28 protein-coding genes are annotated in these 26,656 nt (G+C 63.8%); 24 read left to right on the top strand and 4 right to left on the bottom strand.

Annotated elements, in window-relative coordinates; translation table 11 throughout:
* The first annotated feature begins 19 nt into the window (after positions 1-19).
* From dhaL to AC4D1W_RS01190, 5 genes are all read left to right on the top strand, one after another.
* Positions 20-1,759: a dihydroxyacetone kinase subunit DhaL gene (dhaL, locus tag AC4D1W_RS01210; RefSeq protein ID WP_490897500.1), complete on the top strand. Its 1,740-nt coding sequence runs from the start codon at positions 20-22 to the stop codon at positions 1,757-1,759.
* Entirely contained in the window at positions 1,752-2,219 is a 468-nt protein-coding gene (locus AC4D1W_RS01205) for a ribose-5-phosphate isomerase (RefSeq protein WP_490892280.1), read from the top strand. Before dhaL ends, AC4D1W_RS01205 begins: the two co-directional genes overlap by 8 nt.
* A gap of 4 nt (positions 2,220-2,223) precedes the next feature.
* Positions 2,224-3,174, top strand: a complete 951-nt coding sequence (locus tag AC4D1W_RS01200) for a 3-hydroxyacyl-CoA dehydrogenase family protein (RefSeq protein WP_490897499.1) — start codon at positions 2,224-2,226, stop codon at positions 3,172-3,174.
* An 88-nt stretch (positions 3,175-3,262) separates the two neighbouring features.
* A complete protein-coding gene (locus tag AC4D1W_RS01195) occupies positions 3,263-4,546 on the top strand; it encodes a multidrug effflux MFS transporter (protein ID WP_490892278.1) in 1,284 nt (427 codons plus the stop codon).
* A gap of 31 nt (positions 4,547-4,577) precedes the next feature.
* Positions 4,578-4,934 carry a hypothetical protein gene (locus AC4D1W_RS01190; RefSeq protein WP_490897498.1) on the top strand — a complete coding sequence of 119 codons (357 nt, stop codon included), beginning with the start codon at positions 4,578-4,580 and terminating at the stop codon, positions 4,932-4,934.
* 19 nt (positions 4,935-4,953) lie between these two features.
* On the opposite strand, the gene AC4D1W_RS01185 is transcribed toward AC4D1W_RS01190, so the two are convergent.
* Complete coding sequence (locus AC4D1W_RS01185; RefSeq protein ID WP_490897497.1) at positions 4,954-6,438, bottom strand: PucR family transcriptional regulator; 1,485 nt, start codon at positions 6,436-6,438, stop codon at positions 4,954-4,956.
* Positions 6,439-6,533: 95 nt separating this feature from the next.
* On the opposite strand from AC4D1W_RS01185, the gene pxpA reads away from it, so the two are divergent.
* The 5 genes from pxpA to AC4D1W_RS01160 are packed head-to-tail and all read left to right on the top strand — an operon-like array spanning position 6,534 to position 10,803.
* Positions 6,534-7,295 carry a 5-oxoprolinase subunit PxpA gene (gene pxpA / locus AC4D1W_RS01180; protein WP_490897496.1) on the top strand — a complete coding sequence of 254 codons (762 nt, stop codon included), beginning with the start codon at positions 6,534-6,536 and terminating at the stop codon, positions 7,293-7,295.
* A gap of 44 nt (positions 7,296-7,339) precedes the next feature.
* Positions 7,340-7,579 carry an acetyl-CoA carboxylase gene (locus tag AC4D1W_RS01175; RefSeq protein ID WP_490897495.1) on the top strand — a complete coding sequence of 80 codons (240 nt, stop codon included), beginning with the start codon at positions 7,340-7,342 and terminating at the stop codon, positions 7,577-7,579.
* Entirely contained in the window at positions 7,576-8,934 is a 1,359-nt protein-coding gene (locus AC4D1W_RS01170; protein WP_490897494.1) for an acetyl-CoA carboxylase biotin carboxylase subunit, read from the top strand. Before AC4D1W_RS01175 ends, AC4D1W_RS01170 begins: the two co-directional genes overlap by 4 nt.
* Entirely contained in the window at positions 8,931-9,833 is a 903-nt protein-coding gene (locus AC4D1W_RS01165; RefSeq protein WP_490897493.1) for a 5-oxoprolinase subunit B family protein, read from the top strand. The genes AC4D1W_RS01170 and AC4D1W_RS01165 overlap by 4 nt, the downstream gene beginning before the upstream one ends.
* Positions 9,823-10,803: a 5-oxoprolinase subunit C family protein gene (locus tag AC4D1W_RS01160; RefSeq protein ID WP_490897492.1), complete on the top strand. Its 981-nt coding sequence runs from the start codon at positions 9,823-9,825 to the stop codon at positions 10,801-10,803. Before AC4D1W_RS01165 ends, AC4D1W_RS01160 begins: the two co-directional genes overlap by 11 nt.
* Positions 10,804-10,812: 9 nt before the next feature.
* Here the strand turns inward: AC4D1W_RS01160 and AC4D1W_RS01155 are convergent, their stop codons facing one another.
* Positions 10,813-11,895 carry a LacI family DNA-binding transcriptional regulator gene (locus tag AC4D1W_RS01155; protein WP_490897491.1) on the bottom strand — a complete coding sequence of 361 codons (1,083 nt, stop codon included), beginning with the start codon at positions 11,893-11,895 and terminating at the stop codon, positions 10,813-10,815.
* Between the two features lie 179 nt (positions 11,896-12,074).
* Here AC4D1W_RS01155 and AC4D1W_RS01150 point away from each other — a divergent pair, with 179 nt between their 5' ends.
* The 9 genes from AC4D1W_RS01150 to AC4D1W_RS01110 all read left to right on the top strand — a co-directional run bounded on the left by AC4D1W_RS01150 (position 12,075) and on the right by AC4D1W_RS01110 (position 20,927).
* The gene (locus AC4D1W_RS01150) at positions 12,075-13,100 is read left to right on the top strand and encodes an asparaginase (RefSeq protein WP_490897490.1); all 1,026 of its coding nucleotides are present in this window, start codon (positions 12,075-12,077) and stop codon (positions 13,098-13,100) included.
* A gap of 34 nt (positions 13,101-13,134) precedes the next feature.
* Complete coding sequence (locus tag AC4D1W_RS01145) at positions 13,135-14,025, top strand: polysaccharide deacetylase family protein (RefSeq protein ID WP_490892268.1); 891 nt, start codon at positions 13,135-13,137, stop codon at positions 14,023-14,025.
* Positions 14,022-15,404: an MFS transporter gene (locus AC4D1W_RS01140; RefSeq protein WP_490892267.1), complete on the top strand. Its 1,383-nt coding sequence runs from the start codon at positions 14,022-14,024 to the stop codon at positions 15,402-15,404. Before AC4D1W_RS01145 ends, AC4D1W_RS01140 begins: the two co-directional genes overlap by 4 nt.
* Positions 15,397-16,161 (top strand): SDR family NAD(P)-dependent oxidoreductase, encoded by a 765-nt coding sequence (locus AC4D1W_RS01135; protein WP_490892266.1) that lies wholly within the window; start codon positions 15,397-15,399, stop codon positions 16,159-16,161. Before AC4D1W_RS01140 ends, AC4D1W_RS01135 begins: the two co-directional genes overlap by 8 nt.
* A 17-nt stretch (positions 16,162-16,178) precedes the next feature.
* Positions 16,179-16,901, top strand: a complete 723-nt coding sequence (locus tag AC4D1W_RS01130) for an SDR family NAD(P)-dependent oxidoreductase (RefSeq protein WP_490897489.1) — start codon at positions 16,179-16,181, stop codon at positions 16,899-16,901.
* Positions 16,902-17,348: 447 nt separating this feature from the next.
* Positions 17,349-18,335: an ornithine cyclodeaminase family protein gene (locus AC4D1W_RS01125; protein WP_490897488.1), complete on the top strand. Its 987-nt coding sequence runs from the start codon at positions 17,349-17,351 to the stop codon at positions 18,333-18,335.
* 77 nt (positions 18,336-18,412) lie between these two features.
* A complete protein-coding gene (locus AC4D1W_RS01120; RefSeq protein ID WP_490897487.1) occupies positions 18,413-19,156 on the top strand; it encodes a DUF2306 domain-containing protein in 744 nt (247 codons plus the stop codon).
* Positions 19,153-20,274, top strand: a complete 1,122-nt coding sequence (locus tag AC4D1W_RS01115; protein WP_490897486.1) for a sensor histidine kinase — start codon at positions 19,153-19,155, stop codon at positions 20,272-20,274. The genes AC4D1W_RS01120 and AC4D1W_RS01115 overlap by 4 nt, the downstream gene beginning before the upstream one ends.
* Positions 20,271-20,927 (top strand): response regulator, encoded by a 657-nt coding sequence (locus AC4D1W_RS01110; RefSeq protein ID WP_490892261.1) that lies wholly within the window; start codon positions 20,271-20,273, stop codon positions 20,925-20,927. Before AC4D1W_RS01115 ends, AC4D1W_RS01110 begins: the two co-directional genes overlap by 4 nt.
* Before the next feature lie 15 nt (positions 20,928-20,942).
* Here AC4D1W_RS01110 and AC4D1W_RS01105 read toward each other — a convergent pair whose 3' ends face one another.
* Complete coding sequence (locus AC4D1W_RS01105) at positions 20,943-22,085, bottom strand: MFS transporter (RefSeq protein WP_490897485.1); 1,143 nt, start codon at positions 22,083-22,085, stop codon at positions 20,943-20,945.
* A 54-nt stretch (positions 22,086-22,139) separates the two neighbouring features.
* Between AC4D1W_RS01105 and AC4D1W_RS01100 the strand changes: the two genes are divergently transcribed.
* Positions 22,140-22,736 (top strand): TetR/AcrR family transcriptional regulator, encoded by a 597-nt coding sequence (locus tag AC4D1W_RS01100; protein WP_490897484.1) that lies wholly within the window; start codon positions 22,140-22,142, stop codon positions 22,734-22,736.
* On the opposite strand, the gene AC4D1W_RS01095 is transcribed toward AC4D1W_RS01100, so the two are convergent.
* On the bottom strand, positions 22,733-23,095 hold the full coding sequence (locus AC4D1W_RS01095) for a hypothetical protein (protein WP_490897483.1): 363 nt from the start codon (positions 23,093-23,095) through the stop codon (positions 22,733-22,735). The genes AC4D1W_RS01100 and AC4D1W_RS01095 overlap by 4 nt on opposite strands.
* Before the next feature lie 113 nt (positions 23,096-23,208).
* On the opposite strand from AC4D1W_RS01095, the gene AC4D1W_RS01090 reads away from it, so the two are divergent.
* From AC4D1W_RS01090 to AC4D1W_RS01075, 4 genes are read left to right on the top strand one after another with little or no spacing between them, the layout of a single operon-like run.
* Complete coding sequence (locus tag AC4D1W_RS01090; protein ID WP_490897482.1) at positions 23,209-23,910, top strand: HAD family hydrolase; 702 nt, start codon at positions 23,209-23,211, stop codon at positions 23,908-23,910.
* Positions 23,907-24,680 (top strand): maleylpyruvate isomerase family mycothiol-dependent enzyme, encoded by a 774-nt coding sequence (locus AC4D1W_RS01085; RefSeq protein WP_490892256.1) that lies wholly within the window; start codon positions 23,907-23,909, stop codon positions 24,678-24,680. The genes AC4D1W_RS01090 and AC4D1W_RS01085 overlap by 4 nt, the downstream gene beginning before the upstream one ends.
* Before the next feature lie 20 nt (positions 24,681-24,700).
* Positions 24,701-25,852, top strand: coding sequence for an alcohol dehydrogenase catalytic domain-containing protein (locus tag AC4D1W_RS01080; protein WP_490897481.1), 1,152 nt, complete (start codon positions 24,701-24,703; stop codon positions 25,850-25,852).
* A 44-nt stretch (positions 25,853-25,896) separates the two neighbouring features.
* Positions 25,897-26,619 carry an endonuclease/exonuclease/phosphatase family protein gene (locus AC4D1W_RS01075; RefSeq protein ID WP_490892304.1) on the top strand — a complete coding sequence of 241 codons (723 nt, stop codon included), beginning with the start codon at positions 25,897-25,899 and terminating at the stop codon, positions 26,617-26,619.
* Positions 26,620-26,656: the final 37 nt, after the last annotated feature.

Here is a 26,656-nt window from a genome sequence, read left to right as displayed (position 1 = left end):
CGGATTCAATGAGGAAACGATGACACGCATTTTTGACGATCCCGCGTCCTTTGCCAATGATGCCCTCGACGGTTTCGCTGCCGCGAACCGCCGGTACGTGACCCGCGTCGACGGCGGTGTGGTCCGGTCCACCGAGATGGACGAGGGTCAGGTTGCCCTTGTTATCGGCGGCGGTTCCGGCCACTACCCCGCCTTCGCCGGCCTGGTGGGACAGGGGCTCGCCGCCGGATCAGCCTGCGGCAACATGTTCGCTTCCCCCGCCGCCGGTCAGGTCTACCGCGTTGCGAAAACGGCCAGCAACGGCGGCGGTGTCCTGCTCAGCTACGGCAACTATGCCGGCGATGTGCTGCACTTCGGGCAGGCGGAGCTCCGGCTAAACGCCGAAGGGATAGAAACCAGGACGGTGCTCGTTACCGATGACATCGCGAGCGCACCCATCGACCAACTGGAGAACCGCCGCGGTATTGCCGGGGACCTCACAGTCTTCAAGGTGGCAGGCGCCGCAGCCGAAGCCGGCCTCACCATCGACGACGTGGAGCGGCTTGCCCGGAAGGCCAACTACCGCACGCGTACCCTCGGCGTCGCCTTTGACGGCTGCACCCTGCCCGGTGCCGACCAGCCGCTGTTCTCCGTGGAACCGGGACACATGTCTCTCGGACTGGGCATCCACGGGGAGCCTGGAATCGCCGATCACCCCATGCCCTCTGCGTCGGAGCTGGCCGACCTGCTGGTCTCCAAACTCCTCCAGGACAAGCCCGACGACGCCGGCAGTCGCGTTGCTGTGATCGTCAATGGGCTGGGGACGGTGAAGTACGACGAACTGTTCCTTCTCTACGGCCGAATTGAGAAGCTGCTGGTCCAGGCTGGACTCGAGGTCATCGAACCTGAGTGCGGTGAGCTGGTCACCAGCCTGGACATGGCTGGCGTCTCCCTGACGCTGCTGTGGCTCGACGAGGAACTTGAGACCTATTGGTCCGCTCCTGCCGATACTCCAGCGTTCCGCAAGGGCAATGTTGCCGCCCGGGCCCACCGCGACGTACAGCAACTTGCGGCTGAGGCGGAAGCACCTGTCGAGGAGGCAACACCGGCGGCCGCTGCGCTGAGCGCGGGCGCGGTCGCACTGCTTGAGGCAGCGCGCGCGGTGGTCATGGAACACGAGGAGGAACTCGGCAAACTGGACGCTGCGGCCGGCGACGGCGACCACGGCATCGGTATGCGCCGGGGAATCGATGCTGCCGCCGATGCTGCGGGGCGGGCGGCCACCGCTTCCGCGGGCGTGGATCACGTCCTCACCGCGGCGGGTGAAGCCTGGTCGGAAAAGGCCGGTGGAACCTCGGGTGCACTGTGGGGTTCCGGCCTCATCGCGCTCGCGCATTCGTTGGGGAACCGGGAAACCTACGGGCCCGACGACGCCTTGGCCGCCGCCTCCGCCTTCAGCACCGCGATCCGCAACCTCGGTAAGGCGGAAGCCGGAGACAAGACCATGGTGGACGCGCTGATTCCCTACGTGGAAACCTTCACAGAGCGCGTCCACAACGGTGCAACCGTCACGGAAACCCTCATCGCTGCTGCCGGAGCCGCTACCACCGCTGCCGAAGAGACCGCTTCCCTCCGTCCGCGGAAGGGCCGCGCACGGCCGCTCGCCGAGAAGAGCATCGGCCATGCGGATCCGGGCGCCGTGTCCTTTGCCCTGATCGCCGAAGCGTTGGCACGTACTACCCAGGACCTGACTACTGAACTGGAGCCCACCCATGAGTGAGAAGTTTCGCATCGTCATCGGAAATGACGAAGCAGGAGTCGAATTCAAAACCGCTCTGAAGGTCCTCCTGGAGACGGACGATCGCGTGGAATCCGTGCTCGACGTCGGCGTCGGCAGCGACGACTCCACTGCATACCCGCACATCGCCGTCGACGCCGCCCGCAAAGTGGCGGCAGGCGAGGCGGACCGGGCGCTCCTGATCTGCGGGACCGGCCTCGGAGTCGCGATCGCCGCGAACAAAGTGCCGGGGATCCGTGCGGTCACAGCGCACGACAGCTACTCGGTGGAACGTTCAGTCCTGAGCAACAACGCACAGGTCCTCACCTTCGGCCAGCGGGTCATCGGCCTGGAACTCGCCAAGAAGCTGGTCAATGAATGGTTGACCCACCGTTTCGATGAAAACAGCTCCTCCGCCGCCAAGGTCGAGGCCATCTGCTCCTACGAACCGAAAGAGAACTAAGCGAATGACTCGAAAAGTTGCAATAGTCGGATCAGGTTACATGGGCGGCGGAATCGCCCAGGTTTTGGCGCTCTCCGGGGCCACAGTAGCGCTCTCTGATGTGTCGGCCGAGATCGCTGAAAAGAATCTACACCGCGTGATCGCTGAGGCGCGGGAGTTTGTGGCAGCTGGCCTCTTCCCCGAAGGCGCAGCCGAGACAATTGAGAAGAACCTAGCTGCCTCTGCCTCCGTCGAGGAGGCTGTAGCCGGCGCGGATTTCATTGAAGAAGCCGTACCCGAAGTCATCGAAATCAAACACGACATCCTCACACGCATCAGTGCTGCCGCCCGTCCGGACGCCATCATCGGCTCGAACACCTCCACCATCTCCATCGGGGAGATGGCCAAGGCGGTCAAGCACCCGGAGCGCTTCCTCGGCGTGCACTTCTCCAACCCCTCCCCATTCATTCCCGGCGTCGAAATCATTCCGCACGCGGGCACAGATGAAGCGGTGGTCACCGCCGCCCGGGAGATCGTGCACGCTACAGGCAAGGAAACCGCCGTCGTCAAGGACGTCACCGGGTTTGTACTGAACCGCCTGCAGTATGCCCTGTTCCACGAAGCTGCCCAACTTGTGGAGGAAGGCGTGGCAACACCTGACGACATTGACACACTGGTGCGCACAACCTTCGGTTTCCGGCTCCCGATCTTCGGGCCGTTCGCCATCGCCGATATGGCCGGACTGGACGTCTACAACTTCTGTTACAAATCCCTGCAGACGGACTACCCGGAGCGGTTTGCCACTCCGAAAATCCTTACGGACCTGGTGGATGCCGGGAAGCTGGGTACCAAGACCGGTGCGGGATTCCTCGACGTCCCTGCAGAGCGAACACCGGAACTCATCTCCTACCGCAACAAGGCCTACGTCCTGATGCAGAAGCTGATCGACGACCTCGGCCCGGCTCCGCTGCGCTGAGTGCCGAATGCCCCGCGCCCGCCCCTACCAAACACAGCACTAGGGCGTAGGATAGCCGGGAAAGCGCTCTCCCGACGGAAGGTACTCCGTGAAACAGTCGCAGCCCTCACGGGCGATCGCGGAGTCCAATAGCTCACCGGCAGGCTCGCGCCCCCGCGTCCTACTCCTCGTGGCCGCCCTCGCAATGCTGCAGGCGATCTGGCCTCTGACCATGGACCTGTATCTTCCCGCCTTTCCGGCAATACGGCGGGAGTTCGATGCCCCTGAGTCGGCGGTACAGCTGACCCTGACCGCCGCCTTCATCGGCATGGGCGTCGGCCAGCTGACATCAGGCCCGGTGTCCGACGCCGTCGGACGCGCCCGGCCCCTGACTGTGATGATCGTCGTTTACTGCGTCGCGACCACGTCGTGCGCCTTGGCACCGTCGATGGGATGGCTCATAGCAAGCCGCGCGTTCCAGGGCATGGGCTCAGCGGCATGCGCCGTCATCGCCCTTGCCATCGTTCGTGACCTTTACTCCGGCAAGAAGTTGCTCGTCATCCTCGCACGCCTGGCAATCGCGTCGGGAGTGTTCGTCGTCGCATCGCCCGCACTCGGCGCCCAGCTGCTCCAGATCGTCGGATGGCGCGGACTCTTCTGGGTTCTGCTGGGATACGGTCTGGTGCTGCTGTGCGTGGCGGGTGTAATCCTGCTGCGCAACGAAACCAATCCCCTGGAGCGCCGGCTGCAGCGAAAGGGCGTCCGGGTAATTGACAACTACCGCACCCTCCTCGCGGATGGGCGATTCCGCTCCGTTGCGCTGGCCGGCGGGCTGCTCTTCTCCGCCATGATGTCCTTCATGGCGGGGAGTGCCTTCCTGCTTCAGGAGGTCTACGGCCTGACCCCCACCGGTTACGCCCTGTTTTTCGGCGGGCAGGGTGCGCTCATGGTGACCGGCGCGCAGGTAGGTGGTCTTATTGCCCGGCGCACGTCTCCTGTGCTGGTGCTTCACATCGGCGCCGTTGCCCTTGTTGTCGCCGCGACCGTGACGCTGTTGAGCGTCAGCCTCACCCCACAGTTCGGCGTCTGGGGCCTGATGGCACCGATTATGGGATTCACGACGTCGTTCGGGCTCTTGAATCCGGCGCTACAGGCGACGGCACTTGAGCACCATGGCCTCCGTGCAGGTACCGCTGCGTCCCTACTCGGTGCAGCAAACATGACCGGTGCCGCGGTTATCGCGCCGGTGACCGGTGCATTCGGGCTCTCCTCTCCGGTGCCCACCGCCGTCGTGATGCTCTGCTGCGCAGTCGGAGCGGCCGTACTTCTGCTCACAGGAGTTCGGAGCACGCAGTCGGCGCCCTCGCAAATGCGCGCCGACACGAGCGCATAACCGTGAGCTTCCGTCCGTTTAGGCTGGTTCCATGGAATTTCTGCGTAACCTGCTTCTCGTCCTCCACTTCGTCGGTCTCGCCGCCATCCTCGGAGGCGTCATCGCACAAATCCGTAGCATGCGCACCGGCCGCGCCGTCGTTACCCCGGGCATCATGCACGGCAGCTGGCTGCAACTGATCACAGGACTCGGACTGGTTGGTGTCATTGAAGCCGGTGACCTCGCGGAAGTCGACAACATCAAAATCGGCGTCAAGCTCCTGGTGATGATCGCCGTCGTCGTACTGGCCTTCACCAACCGGAAGAAGGACGCTGTGGCGTCCGGGATTCTCGGGGCGGTCGGTGGTCTAACGCTGCTCAACGTCATCATCGCGGTGTTCTGGCAGTAAGGGTCAGGTAAGCGCCCACCTACGCTTCAAGGATCCGGAGGGCCATCAAGCAGGTGGCCTGGCCCTCCAACGTGTTCAGGGGAAGGTTCAGCAGCCGCTCAAGCTTCGCGAGCCGCTGGCCGAGCGTATTGCGGTGAATGAACAGGCTGGCACAGGCGCGTGATGGCTGACAGTCATGCGCCAGGTACGCCCGGAGCGTGTGCATAAGGTGGCCGGCATGCTCCTGGTCATAGGCAATTACGGGACTGAGCAGCTTCTGGGCACTTGTCCGGGCGCCCCGCGTGACGCTGGAAGCGACAAGCGCGCCGATCGTGAGCTCCGGAGCGAGCGTAGGCTGCTTTACGGTGTGCACCAGCTCACCCGCCTGGTACACGCCCAGCCGGAATTCGTCCACGCTGCTGCACGGACCCTTCAGCGCCAGCGGTTGGCGCGGCATCTCCTCCTGCAGGCGGCGAAACAAAGAAAGCACGACGTCGGCCGTAGCTTCAACACCCCACACCGGACCCTGAGCGAAGGCATACAGAACGCCTGATCTCACTACCAGTCGCATCTCACCGAACAACTCCTGAAGGATGAGTCGCAGCCGCCACGCGTGAGACAGATTGGCATGGCCCGCGGCCGCCGTAATCACGTAGGTGTCGGCCGCCGGATCCAAGCCGGTAGCGCTGAAGCCTCGGCTGAACTCCTCCAGCGCCACCCCGTTCCAGTCAGGAACCATGTCGAGCAGCCGCTCAAGCTCCTGCTCCTTGTGCGACGCCGCGCTCAGGGCCGCCTGCAACTGCACTGCGATAATGGAAGCCGCCGGACCCAGCAAAGTTGCGACCGGATGCTCCGCGGAACTGCCGCGGGCCACCAAATGGAACGAGTCCCCACCGCCCATCGGCAGTGGAACCACTCCTTCACGTCGGCCGGCCGCCACCCCTTCAAGGTCGGAATGTGTCCAGGCGGCATTCTCGGGACAACTGGCAATTACGGCCCCGCTGACATCGAAGATTGCCAACTCCGCCCCGGTCTCCTCCGCCAACGCACTGAGAATCTCACCGAGGCTTGCCCCTGACGACGCCAGCCCCGCACACATCTCCGCCAATTCCCACGAACGAGTGGTGGATGCGAAGTATTCGATCTGGAGCACATTGGTGACATGGCGGTGCACCTGCAGGAACGGCACGACCCGCGGTATCTCCAGCAACGGCAGTTCCTGCCGCGAGGCCGCCCGCACCAGCCCTGGCGGCACCAGTCTGTGCGCCGTCCCGGTACCGAAGGCGATAGCGGACACCCCCGCCTTCACCAGCCGTTCCACGTAGGCCGCCCACGTACGGTCATCCTCCACATTGAGGCCGATGCCGTTCGTCAACAGCAGCACGTTAGGACTGAGGAACGGAGTGGGATCCATGATCTCTGTGGGGGCGCACCAGCTGATCTCCTGCGCCAGCCGCTGCGCGCTCGACGGCGTGTGCAAACGCAACTGCAAGGAGTCGGCAGCAAGGAGGTCGGCGATGATCATAAAACTGGCCGGATAGGCATCTGCACATTTTACGACGGATGTAAGGGCTAGTTGCCTACTATATTGCGCGGGCCCGCAACCCTAGGCTGAACCGCATGACTGAAACTGTGAGCGGGACCACGCCGGCTTCACTGACGATCAACTCCGATATGGGCGAGTCTTTGGGCCTCCATACCTTCGGGAATGACGAGAACCTGATGGAAATCGTCGACGTCGCCAACCTTGCCTGCGGCTTCCACTCGGGCGACCCGGATGCGATGGCAGCAACCGTGGCATCGGCTCAGGAACACGGTGTCCGGGTCGGTGCGCACCCCGGCCTGCCTGACATCGTCGGCTTCGGCCGCAGGGAAATGAAGCTGACGCCGGCGGAAGTGGAGAACCTTCTGCTGTATCAGGTTGGAGCGCTCAGCGCGTTCCTCCGCAGTGCCGGCCTGGAACTGAACCACATCAAACCCCACGGCTCGCTGTACGGCATGTTGGCTCGTGACGCGTCGCTGATGGAAGCAGCCGCGAAGGTCGCCGCGCTCTATGAGGTTCCGTTCTACGGCCTGGCCGGCACCGAGCACCAGAAAGTCTGCGAGGGCGCCGGGGTGCAGTTTGTCGGTGAGCTGTATGTGGACCTGAACTATGGCCCGCACGGCGAACTGCTCATCCAGCGACGGCCCGAACCCACCGATCCCGCAGCGGCAGCCGAACGGGTGCGGCGCGTATTGGCGGACGGAAAGGTAGCGGCCTCCGACGGCACGCTCCTGAACATCGAGTTCCAGAGCATCTGTGTCCACTCCGACGCTCCGAACTCGGTAGCCGTAGCCGAAGCCGTCCGCGAGGCTCTCTCCGGCACCGGCAGCACCAACTGACCAAACCGACCGCAGCAACCCAGCCCTGTCCAGAAAGGACAACCATGCCTGACATCGTCTCTCCCCTGCCGGGAATCTTCTATCGCAAGCCCGGCCCCGACAAGGAGCCCTATGCCGAGGAAGGCCAGCGCATCGAAGCTGGTCAGACCATCGGCGTCGTCGAAATCATGAAACAGTTCTCCGAAATCCGCAGCGATGTCTCGGGAACCCTGGAAAAGTTCCTCGTCGAGGACGCCGGGACCGTGAACCCCGGCGCTGTGATCGCCACGGTCGCCTCCGAATGATGCAAAAGATACTGGTAGCGAACCGCGGTGAGATTGCGGTTCGGATCATCCGTTCCGCACGAAGTCTCGGCATCCAGAGCGTCCTGGCAGCCAGTGAGGCCGACGCGGAGTCGTACGCGGCCAAGCTCGCCGACGAAGTGCGCATCGTCGGCCCTGCACCCGCCAGCAAGAGCTACCTCGATACCGCCGCAGTGCTGCGCGCCGCTACGGAAAGCAGGTGCGACGCAGTGCACCCCGGCTACGGCTTCCTGTCCGAAAATGCTTCCTTCGCCCGATCTGTGACGGAAAGCGGTCTGACCTGGATCGGGCCTCCTGCCTCAGCGATTGAGCTCATGGGCAACAAAGCCAGGGCCCGGCAGGCGGCGAAGCAGGCAGGAGTGCCCACGCTTCGCGGCAGCGACGGCCCTGTGACGGAAGGCCCGGACGTGCTCGCCATAGCCGCGGAGGTCGGCTACCCACTGGTGGTCAAAGCCTCGTCAGGCGGCGGCGGACGCGGAATCCGGCTGGTCACGGAAGAGCAGGACCTGGAATCGACCATCAGCATCGCCCGCGCAGAGGCACAGGCAGCGTTCGGGGATCCGGCGGTGTATCTCGAACAGTTCGTTGCTCGCGCACGGCACGTGGAAGTGCAGGTGCTCGGCGATGGACAGCGCGTCATCCACATCGGCGACCGCGACTGTTCACTGCAGCGACGGCAACAGAAAATCGTCGAGGAGGCCCCTGCCCCCGGGCTGCCCGACCATGTGCGCACGACGATCCACCAGTCATCCATTGAGCTGGCCCTGGAGTGTGGTTACGAGGGCCTGGGCACTATCGAGTTTCTCTACGACCCGGATGCCGAGCAGGCAGCATTCATCGAAATGAACACCCGTCTGCAGGTTGAGCACCCGGTCACAGAAATGATCACCGGCCTGGATCTGGTCCGTGAACAGATTCTCGTGGCCCGGGACAAGTCCCTCCGCCTGCAGCAGGAAGACATCCGGTTCAACGGCCACGCCTTCGAATTCCGCATCAACGCGGAGGATCCCGACAACGGGTTCATGCCGAGCCCTGGGACGCTCCAGCGCCTTGACTGGCCCGGAGGGCCGGGCATTCGCGTCGATTCCGGGGTGGTGTCCGGCTCCGTCGTCGCGCCGTTCTATGACTCCCTGCTGGCCAAGCTCATTGTGTGGGACAGCAGCCGTGACGAAGTAATCGCCCGCTCAACCAATGCGCTGCACGAAGTGCACATAGAGGGAGTGAAAACGACGTTGCCGTTACTGAAGGCCCTGCTGGCACGCGACGAGGTCATTTCCGCCCAGCACCATTCGAAGTTCATCGAGTCCACGCCCGAGTTGTCAGGAGCGCTCACATGACAAGTGCCCCATCCGTCCCGCCGACAGCCCGCTACACGTGGGGAGGCGATGAGTTCCTTTTCGTAGAGATCGCCGAGGGGATGAGCCTGGCAGCGAACTTCAAGGCCACTGCCATGGCTGCCTCATTGGGAGAGGAGGACATCGCCGGTATCACCGACATCTGTCCCGCCAACGCATCGCTCCTCATCCGGTTCGACCCCGACATCATCCTCCCCTCCGATCTGGAGGCAGCCGTCCGGAAGCTGGAGGACAAGGTTGTCCATGCCTCCTCGCGGGTCCTGGAAACGCGCGTCATTGAGGTCCCCGTCTGGTACGACGACCCCTACACCAATGAAACGGGCGCCAGGTTCCGCAAAGGTCATCAACGACCCGAGGGGACTGACCTCGAATTCGCCGCCGAGGAAAACAACTTGGAGTCTGCGGCCGAATTCATCCGCCGGCACCACGAGTCCGCGTGGCTCGTGTCCATGGTCGGGTTTGTCGCAGGCCTTCCGTTCATGTTCCAGATCGTCCCGCAGGACCAGCAACTGGAGGTCCCCAAATATCTCAGTCCCCGCACCGATACTCCGGCACTCACCGTGGGACACGGAGGGTGCTTCGCGTGCATCTACTCTGTCCGCGGAGCCGGCGGCTACCAGATGTTCGGCATCGCAGCCGCACCGATATTTGATCCGGCCCAGCGGCTCGAAGACTTCAGCGATTTCATGATCTTCTTCCGCCCGGGAGACATCGTGAAGTTCCGCCCGATCGATGAAACGGAGTATCGGGAGATTCAGTCGCAGGTGGAAGCGGGCACCTTCCGCTACCGCCAGGCGCCGGTGACGTTCGATCTGGAGCGTGCGCTGGACAATCCGGCACAGTACAACAAGGACATCATGGAGCAGCTCAATGGCGTTTAACATCCTCGAACCGGGCCTGGCAACGACCGTGCAGGACAGGGGACGACCCGGGTATTACCATGTTGGAATCCCGCAGGGCGGCGCCATGGACCAGCTGTCCGCCGAGATGGCGAACTCGCTGGTGGGCAACACCGGGACGGAAGCAGTGCTTGAGTGCACCTACATCGGACCGAAGCTGGTGACTGAGGGGGACGCCGTCGTCGCTGTAACCGGCGCACCGGTGGAGGTTCGCGTCAACGACGCCGTCCAGGAACAGTGGACAAGGCTGCAGCTCAGCGCTGGTGATGTTCTTTCCTTCGGGATGCTGGCCGGCGGAACCAGATACTACATCGCGGTTCAGGGCGGAATAGACGTCCCCTCCGTGCTTGGCAGCCGCTCAACGTACACGCTCGGAGCCATGGGCGGATTGAAGGGCAGGGCGCTGCAGGCCGGGGATACTGTCCCGGTCGGTGCACAGCACACTCCGCTGGATGACATAGCCTCGTCCGCTCGGATCGAGGAGGAACAGCGGCCCAGCTTCGAACGGAACGTCACAGTGCGGGTACTTCCCGGTCTGTACGACCACCGGCTGACGGAGGAGGGCCTGTCCACGCTCCTCACTGCGGAATGGACCCTCACCCCGGTCGCGGACCGGATGGGACTGCGCTACGCCGGTCCGGAACTCACGTGGATACCCCGCCAGCAACCTTTCGGCGCAGGGTCAGATCCGTCCAACATCGTCGACGCCGGCTATGCCGTGGGATCCATCCAGGTCCCTGGCGGCAAGGAGCCAATCATCCTGCACAGGGACGCGGTCTCCGGGGGCGGCTATGCGATGGTGGCCACCGTGATCAGCGCGGACATGGACCTGCTGGCCAGAAGCGCACCGGGCACGACGACGGCCTTCCAGTCGGTCACGATGGATGAGGCACTGGCTGCGCGCCGTGAGATGAACGCCCGCCGGGCGAAGATCTGGGAGTGGGCACAGTGAGCAGCCGGCCTACAGGCGTGCGGGCACCGCCGTCGTCGTCGGTGTTGTTCCTGCGGCGCTGACCACCTGGGCGCTGCTCTCGCGGACCACCAGTTCGGGGCGCAGGGCGGCGGACTCAGGCGATTCGTGATGCAGCACGCGAAGCAGCATGTCGACAGCCTTTCGTCCGATGTCCATCATGGGCGAGCGGACTGATGAGAGCGGGATGGGCAGCCGGGCTGCCAGCGAAGTGTCGTTGAAACCAACGACGGCGATATCCCGGCCGACAACCAGCCCCGCCGCCCGCAGCGCTCCCATAGCGCCGATCGCGGCGAAGTCATTGACGGCGAAAATTGCCGTCGGGATTGGCCCTGAATCGCTGGTGATCTTTTCCGCGGCAGCCTGGCCACCCTCGGTGTCGAAGCGGGACCAGACGACGGCGTTTTCGGGCAGTGTTCCGCCCAGCTCCTCCCACCGCGACCGGAAGCCACCGGTCCGGTCGATCGCGGTGCTGGCGTAGGGCTCACCGGCGATGACGGCGACCCTGCGATGGCCCTGCTCCCACAGGTGATCTGCGACGAGGACGCCGCCGCGGAAGTCGTCGCAGGTGGACGAAGGGTATCCGGGATGCCTGCGGTTCATCAGCACGAAAGGCACGCCGCGTGTGGAGAGATCATGCACCAGTTGACTGTCCGCGTGCACGTCGCCGAGGATCAGCCCGTCCACGCGCCTAGCCAGCAGGATCTCAGCCTTTCGCCGCTGTTCATCCTGATTGTCGTGGGAGTTGGTGACGAAGGTCGAGTAGTTGTTGGCGGCTGCAGTTTCCTCGACGCCCTCGTACATCGTGGCGAGGACAAGGTCCGAGAGCCGAGGCACGATGACACCGATTGCGCGGGTTTTCCTGGTCCGCAGGCTGGCTGCCTGAGGATCCGGAGAGTAACCCCGCTGACGCGCCAGATCACGGATCTTCTCTGCCGTACCCGCGGATGCGGCTCGACGGGCTACCTCATCGGAGGAATGAAGCACCCGCGACACCGTGGACAAGTGCAAACCAAGCTCGTCCGCCAGATCCCGCAGGGTGACCGCCGACTGGCTCCGTCTGTCCTGATCCATCTCACCGCTCCCTATCGACTGGGAGTACCCAATCACGGAAACAGGAAAATAATCCACTTTTCCTTGACGTGGTACACGTCACATCATAAGGTCTTTCTCACACCTACCCAATCGTTTGGCCAACATTCTCCGCATCATCAACCCAAACGATTGGGCAACCTTCTAACCGAGGAGCGCCCGTGGACACGAATGTCACCACCCCCCACGTGGTCCTCCTTGCGACCGGCGGGACGATCGTCTCCCGCAACACCCCCGACTCCGGTGCCACGCTGGCGTCCGACGGCGGCGACGATTTGCTGGCCAGCGCCGGCCTGAAGACCGAACTGCCCGTTCGGGTTGTCGACGTCATGCGCGTCGGGTCCTACGCACTGACGTTCTCCGATATGTTCGGCATTTGCGCGGCCATCAGGGAAGCCCTCGCGGATGAAAACGCCGTCGGGGTGGTGGTGACCCACGGGACAGACACCATGGAGGAATCGGCTTACCTGGCGGACCTGCTGCACGACGACGAGCGGCCTGTTGTGTTCACCGGTGCGCAACGGCCGGCCGACCACCCCGATCCCGACGGACCGGAGAATCTCCGGCAGGCTGTCGCCGTCGCAGCGTCCAGCGACGCCCGCAGGCAGGGCGCACTGATTGTCTTCAACGGAGACATCTTCCGCGCCGCAGGCGTCCGAAAGATCCATACTTCGGATCTTCAGGCGTTCGGAGATCCCGACGACGGCCCCATCGGACGGGTGTCAGCCGACGGCACGGTGGAGCTTGCACCGTCGGAAGGCCGGCTGGTTCCTTTCCCCTGGACCGAGCCCGACTCGCGGCCGGAAACCCGGGTGGACGTCGTCGCCTGCCATCCCGGCGCCGACGGATCTCTCCTCCGCGCCGCGCTGGACGGCGGATCCAGGGGAATCGTGCTTCAGGCAACTGGGAACGGCAACTCGAACCGCCGCTTCGTCGCAGTGGTGAAACAGGCCGTTGCGGCAGGAGTTCCCGTGATCACCAGTACCCGGGTTCAAGCGGGGCCCGTCCTGCCCTTCTACGGCGGAGGCGGCGGCAAGGACCTGGAAGCGGCCGGGGCTATCCCGGCGGGCATCCTCAAACCGGCACAGGCGCTGGCACTGCTCCAACTGCTCCTTCGCCTGCACACGCCCCCAGCCCAGATCGCCGAAGTGTTCGCTGAGCGGGGCAACCCGCGCCAGACCAACTGAAAGTCAAGCAATACCGTCCATGAGAGGTGAATTCATGAGTAAAGAAATACAGGTAGCGTTCGGGGTCGACGTCGATGCCGTGGCCGGCATGCTCGGTTCCTACGGAGGAGAAGACTCTCCCTGCGATATCTCCCGGGGCCTCTTCAGTGGAGAAGTCGGCGGTCCGCGACTGCTCCGGCTCTTCGAGAAATACAGCCTCCCCTCAACCTGGTTTGTCCCGGGTCATTCAATCGAGACCTTCCCGGACCTCACCCGGATGATCGTCGATGCGGGACAGGAAATCGGGGTGCACGGGTACTCCCACGAGAACCCGATCGCCATGACCCGCGAGCAGGAAACGGCGATTCTTGACCGCTCCATCGAACTCATCGAGAAGGTCTCCGGCCAGCGACCCACCGGTTATGTTGCGCCCTGGTGGGAATTCTCGAACGTCACCAACGAGATCCTGCTCGAGCGGGGCATCAAGTACGACCACTCGCTCATGCACCGCGATTTCGAACCGTACTACGTCCGCGTTGGCGACAGCTGGACCAAGATCGACTACACCAAGCCCGCCGAGACCTGGATGAAGCCGCTGGTTCGCGGCGAGGAAACGGATCTGGTTGAAATCCCGGCCAACTGGTACCTCGATGACCTCCCGCCCATGATGTTCATCAAGGCGGCCCCGAACTCCCACGGCTTCGTCAGCCCCCGGGACATCGAGCAGATGTGGCGGGACCAGTTCGACTGGGTCTACCGCGAAATGGACCAGGCCACCTTCACCATGACCATCCACCCGGATGTCTCCGGCCGCCCCCAGGTCCTCCTCATGCTCGAACGCCTCATCGAGCACATCAACGGCCACGACGACGTGACCTGGATGAACTTCAACCAGATTGCCGATTCCTTCCTATCCCGCAATCCCCGAAAGGCAAGCGCACAATGAGCATCTCCACAGATCGGATCGACCTCACGACGCCGAGGGATGGCGAGCGGCGTCGACTGCCCGTCTTCACCAAGAAAAACACCACCATCGCCACCTGGCTTGCGCTGCTGGCGTGGACCATTGCCGTTTTCGACTACGGCCTGTTCGGGACCCTCCTTCCCGCCATGCAGGAGGAGTTCGGCTGGACAGAAACTGAGGCCTACGCGGTCAACACCTGGATAGCGGTCGGCACAGCCATCGTCTGTTTCGGCGTCGGACCTGTCATCGACCGGCTCGGCCGGCGCAAGGGCATGATGGTCACGGTCGGCGGAACGGCGATCGTGTCCGCTGTGACCGCCGCCATCCCCGCCACTCTGGGCTTCCTCAGCAACGCCATGCTCGTGATTGTCCGCTCCTTCGGCGGGCTTGGGTTCTCCGAGCAGGCAGTCAACGCCACTTACATGAATGAGGTGTACCAGGTCACTGAGGACACCAAGAAGCGCAAGCGCCCCGGCTTCTACTATTCATTCATCCAGGGCGGTTGGCCCCTCGGCTTCCTGCTCGCCAGCGCTCTTGCCTTTGCCTTCCTGCCCTCCCTTGGATGGCGCGCGCTCTACATCATGGCCGCAGTACCCGCCGCCATCACTGTCTGGCTGATCGCCAAGAAGCTCAAGGAAACCCCGCAGTTCGAGCTTCACGAAAAACTGACTGCCCTCGAAAAGCACGGCAAAACCGATGAAGCACACGCACTGGCCGGATCCTTCGGCGTTCAGCACTCTTCATCGGCTCCGCTCAAGCGCATCTGGGAGCCTGCCCTCCGCCGGAACACCATCGTCTTCTCGCTTGCCTGGATCATCAACTTCTTCGGCATCATGGTGTTCAGCATCCTTGGTTCCTCCGTTCTGGTGAACTCCCGCGGCGTCGAACTCGCCGACGCATTCTGGATGCTCATTGTCATCAATGCGCTGGCCTACTTCGGTTACGTCTTCCACGGCTGGTTCGGTGACGTCATCGGACGCAAGAAGACGATCATCATCGGCTGGATCATTTCCGGTATCTCCTTCGCCGTGATGCTGAGCCCCCTCGCATCGACTCCGACCCTCATCATCCTGAGCTACGGAACCGGGCTGTTCTTCCTCGTTGGTCCCTACGCCGCCATCCAGTACTTCATGGCCGAGTGCTACCCGGTGAGCTGCCGTGCCACCGGCCTGGCCTTCATCGGTGCCATGAGCCAGCCTGGCATCATTCTCGGCGGTGCGCTCTTCACCCTGGTGACGGCGGCCGCCGGGACCACAGCCGCCGCCCTGTGGGTCGGCGCGCTGGGCACTCTCCTTTCCGGGTTGCTCATGATTGCAGCCAAGCCCATCCCCCGCGAACTCCTTGAGGATCCCAGTGCCTGATTCGAAAGCCGCAATCATTACCGGCGCCGCGAGCGGCATCGGCCGTGCCCTCAGCGCACACTATGCAACGCAGAATGTGCAGGTGGTCATCGGGACGTTCCCCGGTGACCCGCACGATCCGGAGGAGACCCTGAAGCTGGTCGAAGACGCCGGCGGACGGGCCGTGATCAAGGAAGTCGACGTTCGCAGCACCGACTCGGTGGAGGCTTTCGCCGAGGAAGCGCTGTCGTCCTTCGGCCGCCTGGACTACGCCATAGCCAATGCAGGAATTCTTCGCAACGCGGCCCTGGATTCACTGACGGATGAGAAGTGGACCGACATGCTAGACGTCGATCTCACCGGTGTGCTGCGGACGCTGCGGTCCGGTGCCTCCCGGATGAACGACGGCGGCGCGATGGTGGCGGTGTCATCCATCGCCGGCGGTGTCTATGGCTGGGAAGAACATGCCCACTACGCGGCTGCCAAGGCCGGGGTGCTGGGGCTGGTCCGGAGCGTGGCGGTTGAGTTGGGCCCACGGCAGATCCGTGCCAACGCGGTGATCCCGGGACTCATCGAGACGCCGCAGTCACTCGATCCCGTCAACTCCCTCGGACCTGAGGGCCTCAAGCGGGCCGGCAAGGATATCCCGTGGGGTCGGGTCGGCCGGCCGGAGGAGGTTGCCAGCGTGATCGGCTTCCTCACCTCGGATGACTCCGTCTACATCACCGGTCAGTCATTGATCGTCGATGGCGGCCTGACAGTCAAGATGCGCGCCTAACCGAAAGGGTGGAGACCATGAGTGCTGGGGAGACAGAGATCAAACCCGGCGGACGTGCGGTAGTGGTCACTGGGGGTGGCAGCGGTATCGGTGCTGCCATCGCCAGTGCCTTCGAGGCCAACGGGGATTCAGTTGCCGTGCTGGACCGGGCGCCGGGACCGGACACCATCGCCGTCGACGTCGCTGATGAATCCAGCGTCCGGGCTGCTTTCGCCGCCGCCCGTGAGAGGCTCGGCCCGATTGACGTACTCGTCAACAGTGCGGGTCTCCTCACGGAGTCACCGTTGAAGGACATGTCCCTGGACCTGTGGAATGAAACTCTGTCTGTCGATCTCACAGGCATATTCCTTTGTTGCCGGGAGGTAATCCCCGACATGCAACAAGCGGGCTGGGGAAGGATCATCAACATCTCCTCCCAACTCGGCATCAAGGGAGGCATGGGACTGAGCCACTACAGCGCAGCCAAAGCCGGAGTGATCGGATTGACCAAATCCCTGGCCCTCGAACTGGCACCGAACAACGTTCTCGTGAACTCGATAGCTCCCGGCCCAATCGAAACGCCGCTGGTGGAAGGTATCTCCGCGGACTGGAAGGCAACGAAGATGCGTGAACTGCCGTTGGGTCGCTTCGGCACACCGTCCGAAGTGGCTCCTACTGCGCTTCTCCTGGCGAGCGATCCGGGTGGGAACCTCTTTGTCGGCCAGACTCTTGGCCCCAACTCCGGCGACGTGATGCCGTAGGAGGCAGTATGTGCGGTGCATGCGGCCGAATAGTGGTGGCCGACGAGGTGTTGGGAGCAGAACACACTCTTCGCTCTCAGCACATCGTCGCCCAGACGATCAATAGCCTCTGCAGGGCTGTCCCCGGTGCACCTTCTGTCCAGATAGCCGGGGACGGTTGGAGTCTCCGCTCAGCGACGGGTGCCGTTCAGAACTGCAGCACAGTCAAGGAGCTGTGGGAGGCTTGCGCCGGCAAGGTGGGAACCTCAGTACTGCCAGTCCTCCGCGCGCGTATTGACGGTGAGCTTCCGAATGCAAGCGGCCTGGGCAGAGCGGTCCTCATGGCAGGAGCGGAGACGCTGGGACGCACCTTCTGAGCTCGCGTACCGGCTCGGCTGCCAGAGGTAAAGTGTGATCGCCCTCTCAAACCTCCCGCCTGATAGCTATCACCGAAAGCATGCGACGACCGTGCACCTTGAATTCATAGCCGCATCCGAGGTCCTCAACCTGCTCAGCCCGGCTCAAGCAACGTCAGCCATCGTCGATGCGTTGGTCACCGGGTTGGATCCCGCAATGGATCCTGCCCGCAGCATCGTGCCTCTCACCGAAGGGCAGTTCCTGATCATGCCCACGGAAGGTGCCGGCTATACAGGGGTGAAGGTGGCCACCGTCGCTCCGGATAATCCTGACAGGGGCCTCCCGCGCATCCAGGCGGTCTACCTTCTCTTCGACGCAGACACACTCACCCCGCAGGCTGTCCTGGATGGGACGGCGCTGACCACCCTTCGCACGCCCGCGGTATCCATAGCCGGCATCCTTCCTCTCCTCACCCAGCGTTCCACGCCGCTGCGGGTGGCTGTGTTCGGTGCCGGACAGCAGGGCGTGGGGCACGTCAGCACCATCAGGGAAGTCATGCGAGGGCGGCGAGAAATCGAGAACGTCACCTACATCGTTCGCAGCCCTCACCGGGTGGACCTGCCGCCGTCGGCAGCAGGCGACGTTGTCGCTTCCGGTTCGCCGGCCGCAACAGCAGCAGTGGCTGCAGCCGACGTCATCGTGTGCGCGACGTCCGCGAGCGAGCCGTTGTTCGACTCCTCCCTCATACGCACTGATGCCATCGTCGTCGCGGTAGGCTCTCACGAACCGCACGTCAGAGAAGTGGATGCGGCGTTATGCGGCCGTGCGCAGGTGATCGTCGAAGATGTGGCCACCGCCCTGCGCGAATCCGGTGACGTCATCATGGCCATCGACGAGGGAACGCTGGACGCGAAAGACCTCATTCCGATGAAGGACGTTGCCAACGGGATAACCCAGCTCGATCCTGACCGTCCAGTCCTGTTCAAAAGCTCGGGAATGTCCTGGGAGGACCTTGTCATCGCGCGCGCAGTCGTCCAGGCCTTCCGGAACAGCGACAGCCGCTCGTTCGCTCGTCCGCATCAACCGAAAGTACGGTGAGGGGCCACCGAAGGAGCGGGCACATTCCGGCCTTTCGCCTGATGAGCTACCGCCGTCTCTGGGGCGAGACTTCTGTCATGACCATCCCCTCCCCCGCACCGTCTGCGGCGAGCAGCGCCCTTGAGGCGACTCGCCGACATCCAAGGAAGCGCTATTGGAAGGTGCCGACCGGACTGATCCTGCTCAGTCTCGTGCCGGTGATTGCCGGCGCAGCGCGCATCACTGAACTGACTTCCGGGGCCGAGATCACCGAGGCCAATGCGCGATTCTTCACGTCACCCGTCCCCGTTCTCATTCACATCGTCACCGCGAGTGTCTATTCAATCCTCGGAGCCTTCCAGTTCGTTCCGTCCCTACGCCGCGGGCGGCCAAACTGGCATCAGCGATCCGGCCGGCTCCTCGCCCCGCTAGGTCTCCTGGCTGCACTCTCCGGCGTGTGGATGACGATTTTCTACACCCACCCCGACGGCGCCCACGCCCCTCTCGCCACCTTAAGGCTGCTCTTCGCGCTGGCTATGGCGGTGAGCATCGTCCTGGGTGTCCTCGCCGTTCTGCACCGCGATATTCCCCGGCATAGTGCCTGGATGACGAGGGCGTACGCCATCGGGCTTGGTGCCGGAACCCAGGTATTCACCCTTCTGCCGTGGACACTCCTCATTGGCCCTCCCGACAGACTGACAACCGCGGTTCTGATGGGTCTCGGCTGGGTCATCAACGTCGCGATCGCGGAGTACGTCATTCACCGGCGAAAGCGGCCCCTGCCGCCTCGTACTTCCGGTGGATCCGCCTCGGCCCAACCCGCTCGTATGATGTGGACATGATGGCGCACCTGCGTTCGGTGTGGACCGCCCCGCCCGCTTCACCTCGACCTCCCGCGCGGGTGTGGCGCGATTACGCCCTCATCGGTGCGGTCGCGCTGGCCGCCTTGTTGGAAGGCTTGCTCAGTCCGAATGCGTCCTGGCCGATGCTCATCCTTGTTGTGGTGATCGCCCCGACCCTCCTGTGGCGCCGCACCAAGCCACTCGAAATGCTCATCACGGCAATGGCCGCCACCGCCCTGGGAGTAGTCATCCTGGGCAACAGCGAACCGATTGCCGCAGCCTTCTTCGTCGTCCTCCTCTACGCACTCTCGCGGTGGGGTTCGGGGCGCTCGATAGTGGTGGGTGTCGCCGTCGTCCTGGTGCATCTGTGGGTCACCGAAGTGGTGACCGGCTTCATTCTGGAAGATGTCATCGGAGCACACATCCTCATAATCACTGTCATCTCGTTGGGTCTTGCGGTGAGGTTTCGTGCCAGCGTGCGCTCGCGGGAGATTGAGCAGGCCAGGTTGCTCGAGCGGGAACGGCTCGCCCGTGACGTCCACGACACCGTCGCTCACCACGTCTCAGCCATAGCAATCCGGGCACAGGCAGGGCTCGCTACGGCGGCATCCGATCCTGAAGCCGCGACAAACGCCCTCCGGGTGATCGAATCCGAAGCATCGAGCAGTTTAGCCGAGCTACGAACCATGCTGCGTGTGCTTCGCTTCGACGATGCAACCGACATGCATCCGAGTCCTCGTATCGAGGATCTCGAACGTCTCACCCGGAGGGAGAATGGTGGCCCGATCGTGAACCTGCGACTTACCGGTCAGGTGAACGACCTTCCGTCGCCCGTCATGACCGCCGTTTATCGCATCGCACAGGAATCCGTGACCAACGCACGGCGCCATGCCACCCGGGCAACCCACGTCGATGTCGCCGTCGATGCGGACGAGCAGCAGGTGCGCCTGCAGGTGCACGACGACGGCGCTCGCGGCGCGCTGTCCACTCCCGGATTCGGAATAACAGGAATGAAGGAGCGAGCCGCGCTGCTTGGCGGTACCTGCACCGCCGGACCGACGAGCGAGAGCGGCTGGACCGTCGCAGCCGTACTGCCAAGAACGGGACGGCCGGCATGAGCATCCGTGTCCTCATCGCAGACGACCAGGAGGTCGTGAGAACCGGCCTGACCATGATCCTCAACGCGCAGCCCGACATTGAAGTGATCGGTGAAGCCGCTGATGGACGGCGGGCGATCGAACTGGCACGTCGCCTACGCCCCGACGTCTGCCTTTTCGATATCCGAATGCCGTTGATGGATGGTATCGAGGCGACTCGTGCGCTCGCGGGGCCCGACGTCGACGACCCGTTCGCCGTCGTCATCATCACAACGTTCGATCATGACGAGTACCTGTACGCAGCGTTGCGTGCCGGTGCCCGCGGTTTCCTCCTCAAGGACGCCGGCGCCGATCTACTGGCGCAGGCCATGCGCGCTGCCGCGAACGGAGATGCCCTCATCGCACCAAGTGTGACAGTTCGGCTGCTGGAAGCGTTCGCGGGCTCGGCCCCCGCCCCAGCGCCACCGGAACCTTTCGAGCCCCTCACCGCACGCGAAGAGCAGGTGCTGGCAACGGTGGCCCGGGGACGAAGCAACAGCGAAATCGCGAGCGAACTGCACATCACTCTCAGCACCGTCAAGACACACCTCGCGAGCCTCATGCAGAAGCTCGGCGCGCGCAATCGCGTGGAAGTCGCCAAGTGGGCTCACGACAGGAACCACTCGCGAGGCTGATCGAACCAGCCCGCCTTACGCGCCTTCGAGTGCGGGGACCCGTTGGCTCTGGCTCGCAGGAATCAGGCTGACGCCGGCAAGCGCTGCGGCGACGGCGAACGCGAGAGCCGGGCTCGTTGCGCCCAGCAACGCGCCGATCAGGATGGCTCCGCAGGCCTGACCGAGAGCCAGGACAATGAACAACACTGCCGTTCCCGCCGCCGCCCGTGCAGGGATTGCCTCCGTTGCCCAAACGATCAGCACCCCACTCAGCGCCACATAGCTTCCGCCGAACAGGGCTCCTCCGATATACACGGCGGGCCCGCTGAATGGTAGGGCACCGATAAGCACAGAAGCCAGGCCCATTCCCGCAGCGGTGCCGGCCCATGCCTTCCGCAATCCCCAGCGGACCACCAAATCTCCCGAGAACGCTCCGGCAATTCCAGCTGCTCCCAGGCAGACCCAGAAGATTGTCGCCGCGGACTCCGCCATGTGCCCTTCCGTAGTGACGAGTGATCGCCCGAAGGTCCACACAGCCGCGCTCGCAACACCGGCGAGGAGGGCCGCCGCCGCTGCCGGGCGCAGTGGACGCAGGTCCCGGAAGGCGAAGGCACCCGCAGGAGATGCCGCCGTCGTCGTGCCCCTGGGTGCTGTCAAGAGGACGCCAGTTACGGTTACGGCATTGAAGCACGCGATGATCCACCAGGCGGTGCGCCATTGCTCACTCAACAAGAGCGCGATGGGGCCGGCGATGACAACACCGAATCCTGTTCCTGAATTGACCACCGCCTGCGCCCGGGCCGCCGCGGTCTGCACTTTCTCCTCGACAAGAGTCACGAGACCCGGTGAAGCGAAACCGGCACCGGCTCCTGCGATCAACATGCTCAGCGCCAGCATCAACGGCGAATTCGACATGGCCACCCCGGCGCTTCCGCCCGCCGCCGTCATGCCTGCAAGGGTGACCGTGGCTCGGGGCGCCGACGCCGCGCGGTACGCGATGGCTGCGGCAACGCAGTAGGACACGAAGCTGCCGCTCGAGATGACTCCGGTCAGCGTCGGCGAGAGCGAGAAGGCCTCCGTGAACGAAGGAACGAACAAGCCGTAGCCGAACCGCGCCAGCCCGTACGTGGATGCGATGAGGGCAGTGCCACTGACGATAAATGGGAATGCGTGACGCACTGTACCTCCAAGTATAACGAGCGTTCTAGTAGAACCAACGTTATAGTTGATGTCATGGGAACACAACCGGTGAAAGCGTCGGCCCGCCAGCGTTTGCTCGATGCGGCCGATCGACTGTTTTACGTCAACGGGATTTTCAGTACCGGTGTGGATGCCGTGCTGGCCGAAGCAGGGGTTTCCGTAGCCACCCTGTACGCGCACTTCGGCAGCAAGGAGGGGTTGCTCAAGGCGAGTCTGCAATGCCGGCTGAACTCGTGGCAGGCGTGCTGGGATGAGGCGATCGGCGCGGCCGACTCGGACGAGGAGCGCCTGCTCGCGGTCTTCGACGCGCTGCACCTATTCCGCGAAACACAGCACAACGCCCGTTGGTGCGCATTCCTGGCGACGGCTGCGGAGACCCAGGGCTCGGACACCAGCGTTTCAGCGCTGATCGAAGCAGACACAGCCCTGCTGAACGAACGCCTGCACACCCTCGCACAGCCACTCGCCGGCCCCAAGGCCGACCAGCTCGCACAAGCAGTCCTGCTGATCTACAACGGCACACTTGCGAGCTTCCTTCGTGGCAACCCGGCTCATCCGATCGATATCGGCAGGAACGCTGCGGCCGCCGTCGTCAGCGGGTTGAAACTTCACCCGCAAGGGAAGCCCTAGAGGGTCATCCCGCTTTGGAACGCGGACGAGAAAGTAGCCGCGAAGAACATGACCCACGCGACGATGAGCACGATGCTCAGCACTCCCAGGATGATGGCGACCCATCCCAACAGGCGCCCTCCCGCTGCCGACTCGCCCATGCGCTCGGCCTTGTTCGCGCTGCTGATCGCCATCGGGCCGAAGACAAACCAGAACATGAACATTCCCAGGACGCCGAAGGCGAGCGAAAGCTGCGCAGCGCGCTTACCCTCATAGTCAGAACCGGCGTAATTCATGGCTGACGGCCTGCGGGCGCCCGTGCTCGCGAACGGCTGCTCGCTGGGATACGGGGCACGATATTGGCTGGAGTAACTCGACATGGGCATTCCTTCTGAGACAAGGTGGGTAGTCCGGGATTCTGTTGGTGAGTTACCGCCGATGCACCCGTATTGGAGCACATCCTATTCCACTTCAGACCCATCAAGGCGGCATGATGACAGAACAGAACGACGGCGGGGCCCGAGGCGTCCTCTTCGATGTAGACGGAACCCTTGTCGACACCAATTACCTGCACACCCTCGCCTGGTGGCAGGCTTTCCGGCGCTTCGGCCACGATGTTCCCATGGCGACCATCCACCGCACCATCGGGATGGGCGGCACCACCCTCATTGAGCACCTCATCGGCGAAGACCGGAACAAGGACCAGGACGAGGCCCTGGAGGACACACATGGCGCGCTGTTCTCGGCCCAGTGGCCGGCCCTGCGCTCGTTCGACGGCGCCCGCGACCTGCTGCAGCACTGCGCCGACGCGGGTCTCGCCGTCGTTCTGGCCACCTCCGCCTCGGAGGAGGAGCTCGGCGTCCTGAGGAAGGTTATTGGAGCCGACGGCGCCATCACCGGGGCCACCAACGCTACCGATACGGGCATCAGCAAGCCGGCCCCGGACATCCTCGAGTCGGCGCTGCGCGTTGCCGACCTCAAGCCGGAGGACGCCGTCTTCATCGGTGACGCCGTCTGGGATGTGGTTACCGCGAACAAGCTCGGCGTCCCCACCATCGCCGTCACCACAGGTGGCACGAGTGAAGCTGAGCTGCGCGACGCAGGAGCGGCTTACGTGTTCGAGAATGTTCGGGAGCTGCTGAATGCCATCATCGCCGGCGAGGTCCCGGAGCTGGGAAAGGGAAGCGGCCAGTGAAGCCTGACTACCCCGACGCGCTCACTTATGACCGCTATCGGGAGCTGATGGAGCGGGACTTCTCGCGCCTGCTGGAGCTCACCAGGTCCGCCGAATTTGCAGGTAAGGTCGGAGCGCGGGTGCCGGCGTGCCCGGAGTGGGACATCGAGAAACTGGCGCGCCACACCGCGCTCGTCTACCTACAGAAGGCCGAGACCATCCGCACAGGCGTGAAGCCGCAGGGCCGGTGGGTTCCTGACGAGATTCTGCAGCTTGGGCCGGTTGAGATCCTGAAGACCTGCTACGAGCGGCTCACCAGCGAGTTTGATTCCCACAGCCCGTCCGACGCCGCGGAGTCGTGGGTGAAGGAGGACCAGACCGTCGGGTTTTGGATTCGCCGGCTCACCCACGAAACGGCCATCCACCGTTACGATCTTGAAGCCGCCCTTGGCGACCCTCAGCCGGTGGAGACGGGACTCGCGCTCGACGGGATCGACGAGGTCCTCACCGTCATGTTCGAGCGTGGGCGTTCCGCCCAGGGCGCTGATGACGTTCCGGAAGGAGTCACCGGAAACCTGGTACTCGAAAGTGGAGGGAAAGCCTGGTCGGTGATCCTGCTGCCCCGCGACGTCGAAGTCTCCCGCGAAGCGGGCGGCTCTCCAGATACCATCATCAGCGGTGAGCCCCACGACATCCTGTTGTGGCTCTGGGGCCGCGAACCCCTGCCCACAGGGTCCGACGACGACGGCCTCGCCGCGGAGCTGCGTCGGCGTCTGGCCTCCACTACCTGACCCGTCGAACGAAAGCACTCATGAAAATCACTGGAGCGGTTCTTGAGGAAATCGGCCGGGAACGCCCCTACGCCGATTCCATGCCCATCAGCATCGGTGAGGTAGAGCTGGATGCACCGGGTCCCGGCGAAATCCTGGTACGGATTGAGGCGGCCGGCCTCTGCCACTCCGATCTGTCCGTTGTCGACGGCAACCGGGTTCGCCCTGTCCCCATGCTGCTTGGGCATGAAGCTGCCGGGCGGGTCGAACAGCTTGGCGACGGTGTCACCGGGATTTCCCTTGGTGATCGGGTGGTTATGGCCTTCCTGCCGCGCTGTGGGGAATGCAGGAACTGCCAGACGCACGGTACGCTCCCCTGCTCGGTTGGTTCCGCAGCCAATAACGCGGGTGTCCTGCTCGACGACGGGCAGCGCCTCCACCGCAACGGTGACGAGATCAAGCACCACCTCGGCGTCTCGGGATTCGCGACTCACGCCGTCGTCAACCGCAAGTCCGTAGTGAAGGTCGACGACGACGTCCCACCGGAAATTGCCGCCGTCCTGGGGTGCGCTGTGCTCACCGGCGGCGGCGCCGTCATCAATACCGGCAGGCCGGAGGACGGCGACACGGTGGTGGTCGTCGGACTGGGTGGAGTCGGCATGGCAGCGCTGATCACGGCGATTTCCCTGGGCAAAGGTGACGTGATCGGCGTCGACGCTGTACCCGCCAAGCTGGACGCCGCCAGGGAACTCGGGGCAACCGCCGTCTACACGCCGCAGGAAGCACTCGACGCCGGTCTGAAGGCTCCCGTAGTGATTGAAGCGGCCGGCAACGCCCGGGCGTTCGAGACCGCGGTGCAGATTACCGACGTCGGCGGCACTACCGTCACGGTAGGGCTCCCTTCGCCGGATGCGCGCGCATCCATTGCGCCACTCGGCATCACCGCTGAAGCGCGGACCATAACGGGCAGCTATCTCGGTTCCGCACTTCCGGAACGGGATATCCCGCGGTTCGCACAGCTTTGGCGGGAAGGGAAACTGCCGGTCGAGGCCCTGATTTCCTCACGCATTGAGTTGGAGGACATCAATGAGGCAATGGACCAGCTCGCCGACGGCAAGGCCATTCGGCAGGTAATCCTGTTCGATTCGCCCGGTCCCCGTCACGACCCGTCACTTTCTGATCGGCTGTCCTAGACTAAGCGTGCTTTGGCCGTTCACCCATTAAGGAGTGCGCCCTGATACGCGCAATCAGCTACAACCTTCGGGAGCATAAAGCCAGCGGGGAACTGGAATCTCTGGTCGAGGACTACGAGGTCGATCTGCTGTGCCTGCAGGAATGCGACGCGTCGGATCTGCCCGACATCGTCGGTAACCTTCAGATGGCCACCGCCACCAAGGAAAACCGCCTTGGACTCGCGATGTATTACAGCCGGGCCCGGTTCGACATGGTGCGAGCCGACGCATTCTCCCTGAAGAAGTCTCTCCACGACCGGGTGCTCACACCCGCTCACGAGCGACTGATCGGCGCGAAGTTCCTCGACCTGGAGACAGAGAACACGCTCGTCGCCGGCTCCTTTCACGCGGCCCCGTTAACCGCCTTGAACTCGCTGCGCAGGCACCAGATCAACGCCGCGCACGCCGAACTGCTCAGCATGGGGGACGGCTTCGCGACTCTGATGGTCGGCGACTTCAACTACCCGTTCTTCACGCAGAAGCTCACTGCGCACATGAGCGAATCCGGTTACGACCTCTCCCTCAGTGACCGTCGGACCTACACGAGGGGCATGGTGTTCCGCGGGCATTTCGACTTCGCGACGTCACGCGGCCTGGACATCGAGAAGGTCGAGACCCTGCCCCGCGGTGCCTCGGATCATTTGCCGATCCTCGTGCTGGCCGACTACCGGACGAACGGCGATACACCACCCGAGGAAACGGACGTTACTCGCCCAGCAGTTCCCTAACGGCGGGTCGGATCTGCCCTGTTTCGGCTGTGCGAGC

The sequence above is a fragment of the Arthrobacter sp. TJ-170 genome, assembly GCF_058269305.1.
Note: the sequence above shows the minus strand (reverse complement) of the source record. Positions and strands in the feature narration are given on the sequence as shown.

Coding starts and splice junctions, on each gene's coding strand:
- dhaL (WP_490897500.1), top strand. CDS start 20: ATGACACGCATTTTTGACGATCCCGCGTCCTTTGCCAATGATGCCCTC.
- AC4D1W_RS01205 (WP_490892280.1), top strand. CDS start 1,752: ATGAGTGAGAAGTTTCGCATCGTCATCGGAAATGACGAAGCAGGAGTC.
- AC4D1W_RS01200 (WP_490897499.1), top strand. CDS start 2,224: ATGACTCGAAAAGTTGCAATAGTCGGATCAGGTTACATGGGCGGCGGA.
- AC4D1W_RS01190 (WP_490897498.1), top strand. CDS start 4,578: ATGGAATTTCTGCGTAACCTGCTTCTCGTCCTCCACTTCGTCGGTCTC.
- AC4D1W_RS01185 (WP_490897497.1), bottom strand. CDS start 6,438: ATGATCATCGCCGACCTCCTTGCTGCCGACTCCTTGCAGTTGCGTTTG.
- pxpA (WP_490897496.1), top strand. CDS start 6,534: ATGACTGAAACTGTGAGCGGGACCACGCCGGCTTCACTGACGATCAAC.
- AC4D1W_RS01175 (WP_490897495.1), top strand. CDS start 7,340: ATGCCTGACATCGTCTCTCCCCTGCCGGGAATCTTCTATCGCAAGCCC.
- AC4D1W_RS01170 (WP_490897494.1), top strand. CDS start 7,576: ATGATGCAAAAGATACTGGTAGCGAACCGCGGTGAGATTGCGGTTCGG.
- AC4D1W_RS01165 (WP_490897493.1), top strand. CDS start 8,931: ATGACAAGTGCCCCATCCGTCCCGCCGACAGCCCGCTACACGTGGGGA.
- AC4D1W_RS01160 (WP_490897492.1), top strand. CDS start 9,823: ATGGCGTTTAACATCCTCGAACCGGGCCTGGCAACGACCGTGCAGGAC.
- AC4D1W_RS01155 (WP_490897491.1), bottom strand. CDS start 11,895: ATGGATCAGGACAGACGGAGCCAGTCGGCGGTCACCCTGCGGGATCTG.
- AC4D1W_RS01145 (WP_490892268.1), top strand. CDS start 13,135: ATGAGTAAAGAAATACAGGTAGCGTTCGGGGTCGACGTCGATGCCGTG.
- AC4D1W_RS01140 (WP_490892267.1), top strand. CDS start 14,022: ATGAGCATCTCCACAGATCGGATCGACCTCACGACGCCGAGGGATGGC.
- AC4D1W_RS01130 (WP_490897489.1), top strand. CDS start 16,179: ATGAGTGCTGGGGAGACAGAGATCAAACCCGGCGGACGTGCGGTAGTG.
- AC4D1W_RS01120 (WP_490897487.1), top strand. CDS start 18,413: ATGACCATCCCCTCCCCCGCACCGTCTGCGGCGAGCAGCGCCCTTGAG.
- AC4D1W_RS01115 (WP_490897486.1), top strand. CDS start 19,153: ATGATGGCGCACCTGCGTTCGGTGTGGACCGCCCCGCCCGCTTCACCT.
- AC4D1W_RS01110 (WP_490892261.1), top strand. CDS start 20,271: ATGAGCATCCGTGTCCTCATCGCAGACGACCAGGAGGTCGTGAGAACC.
- AC4D1W_RS01100 (WP_490897484.1), top strand. CDS start 22,140: ATGGGAACACAACCGGTGAAAGCGTCGGCCCGCCAGCGTTTGCTCGAT.
- AC4D1W_RS01095 (WP_490897483.1), bottom strand. CDS start 23,095: ATGTCGAGTTACTCCAGCCAATATCGTGCCCCGTATCCCAGCGAGCAG.
- AC4D1W_RS01090 (WP_490897482.1), top strand. CDS start 23,209: ATGACAGAACAGAACGACGGCGGGGCCCGAGGCGTCCTCTTCGATGTA.
- AC4D1W_RS01080 (WP_490897481.1), top strand. CDS start 24,701: ATGAAAATCACTGGAGCGGTTCTTGAGGAAATCGGCCGGGAACGCCCC.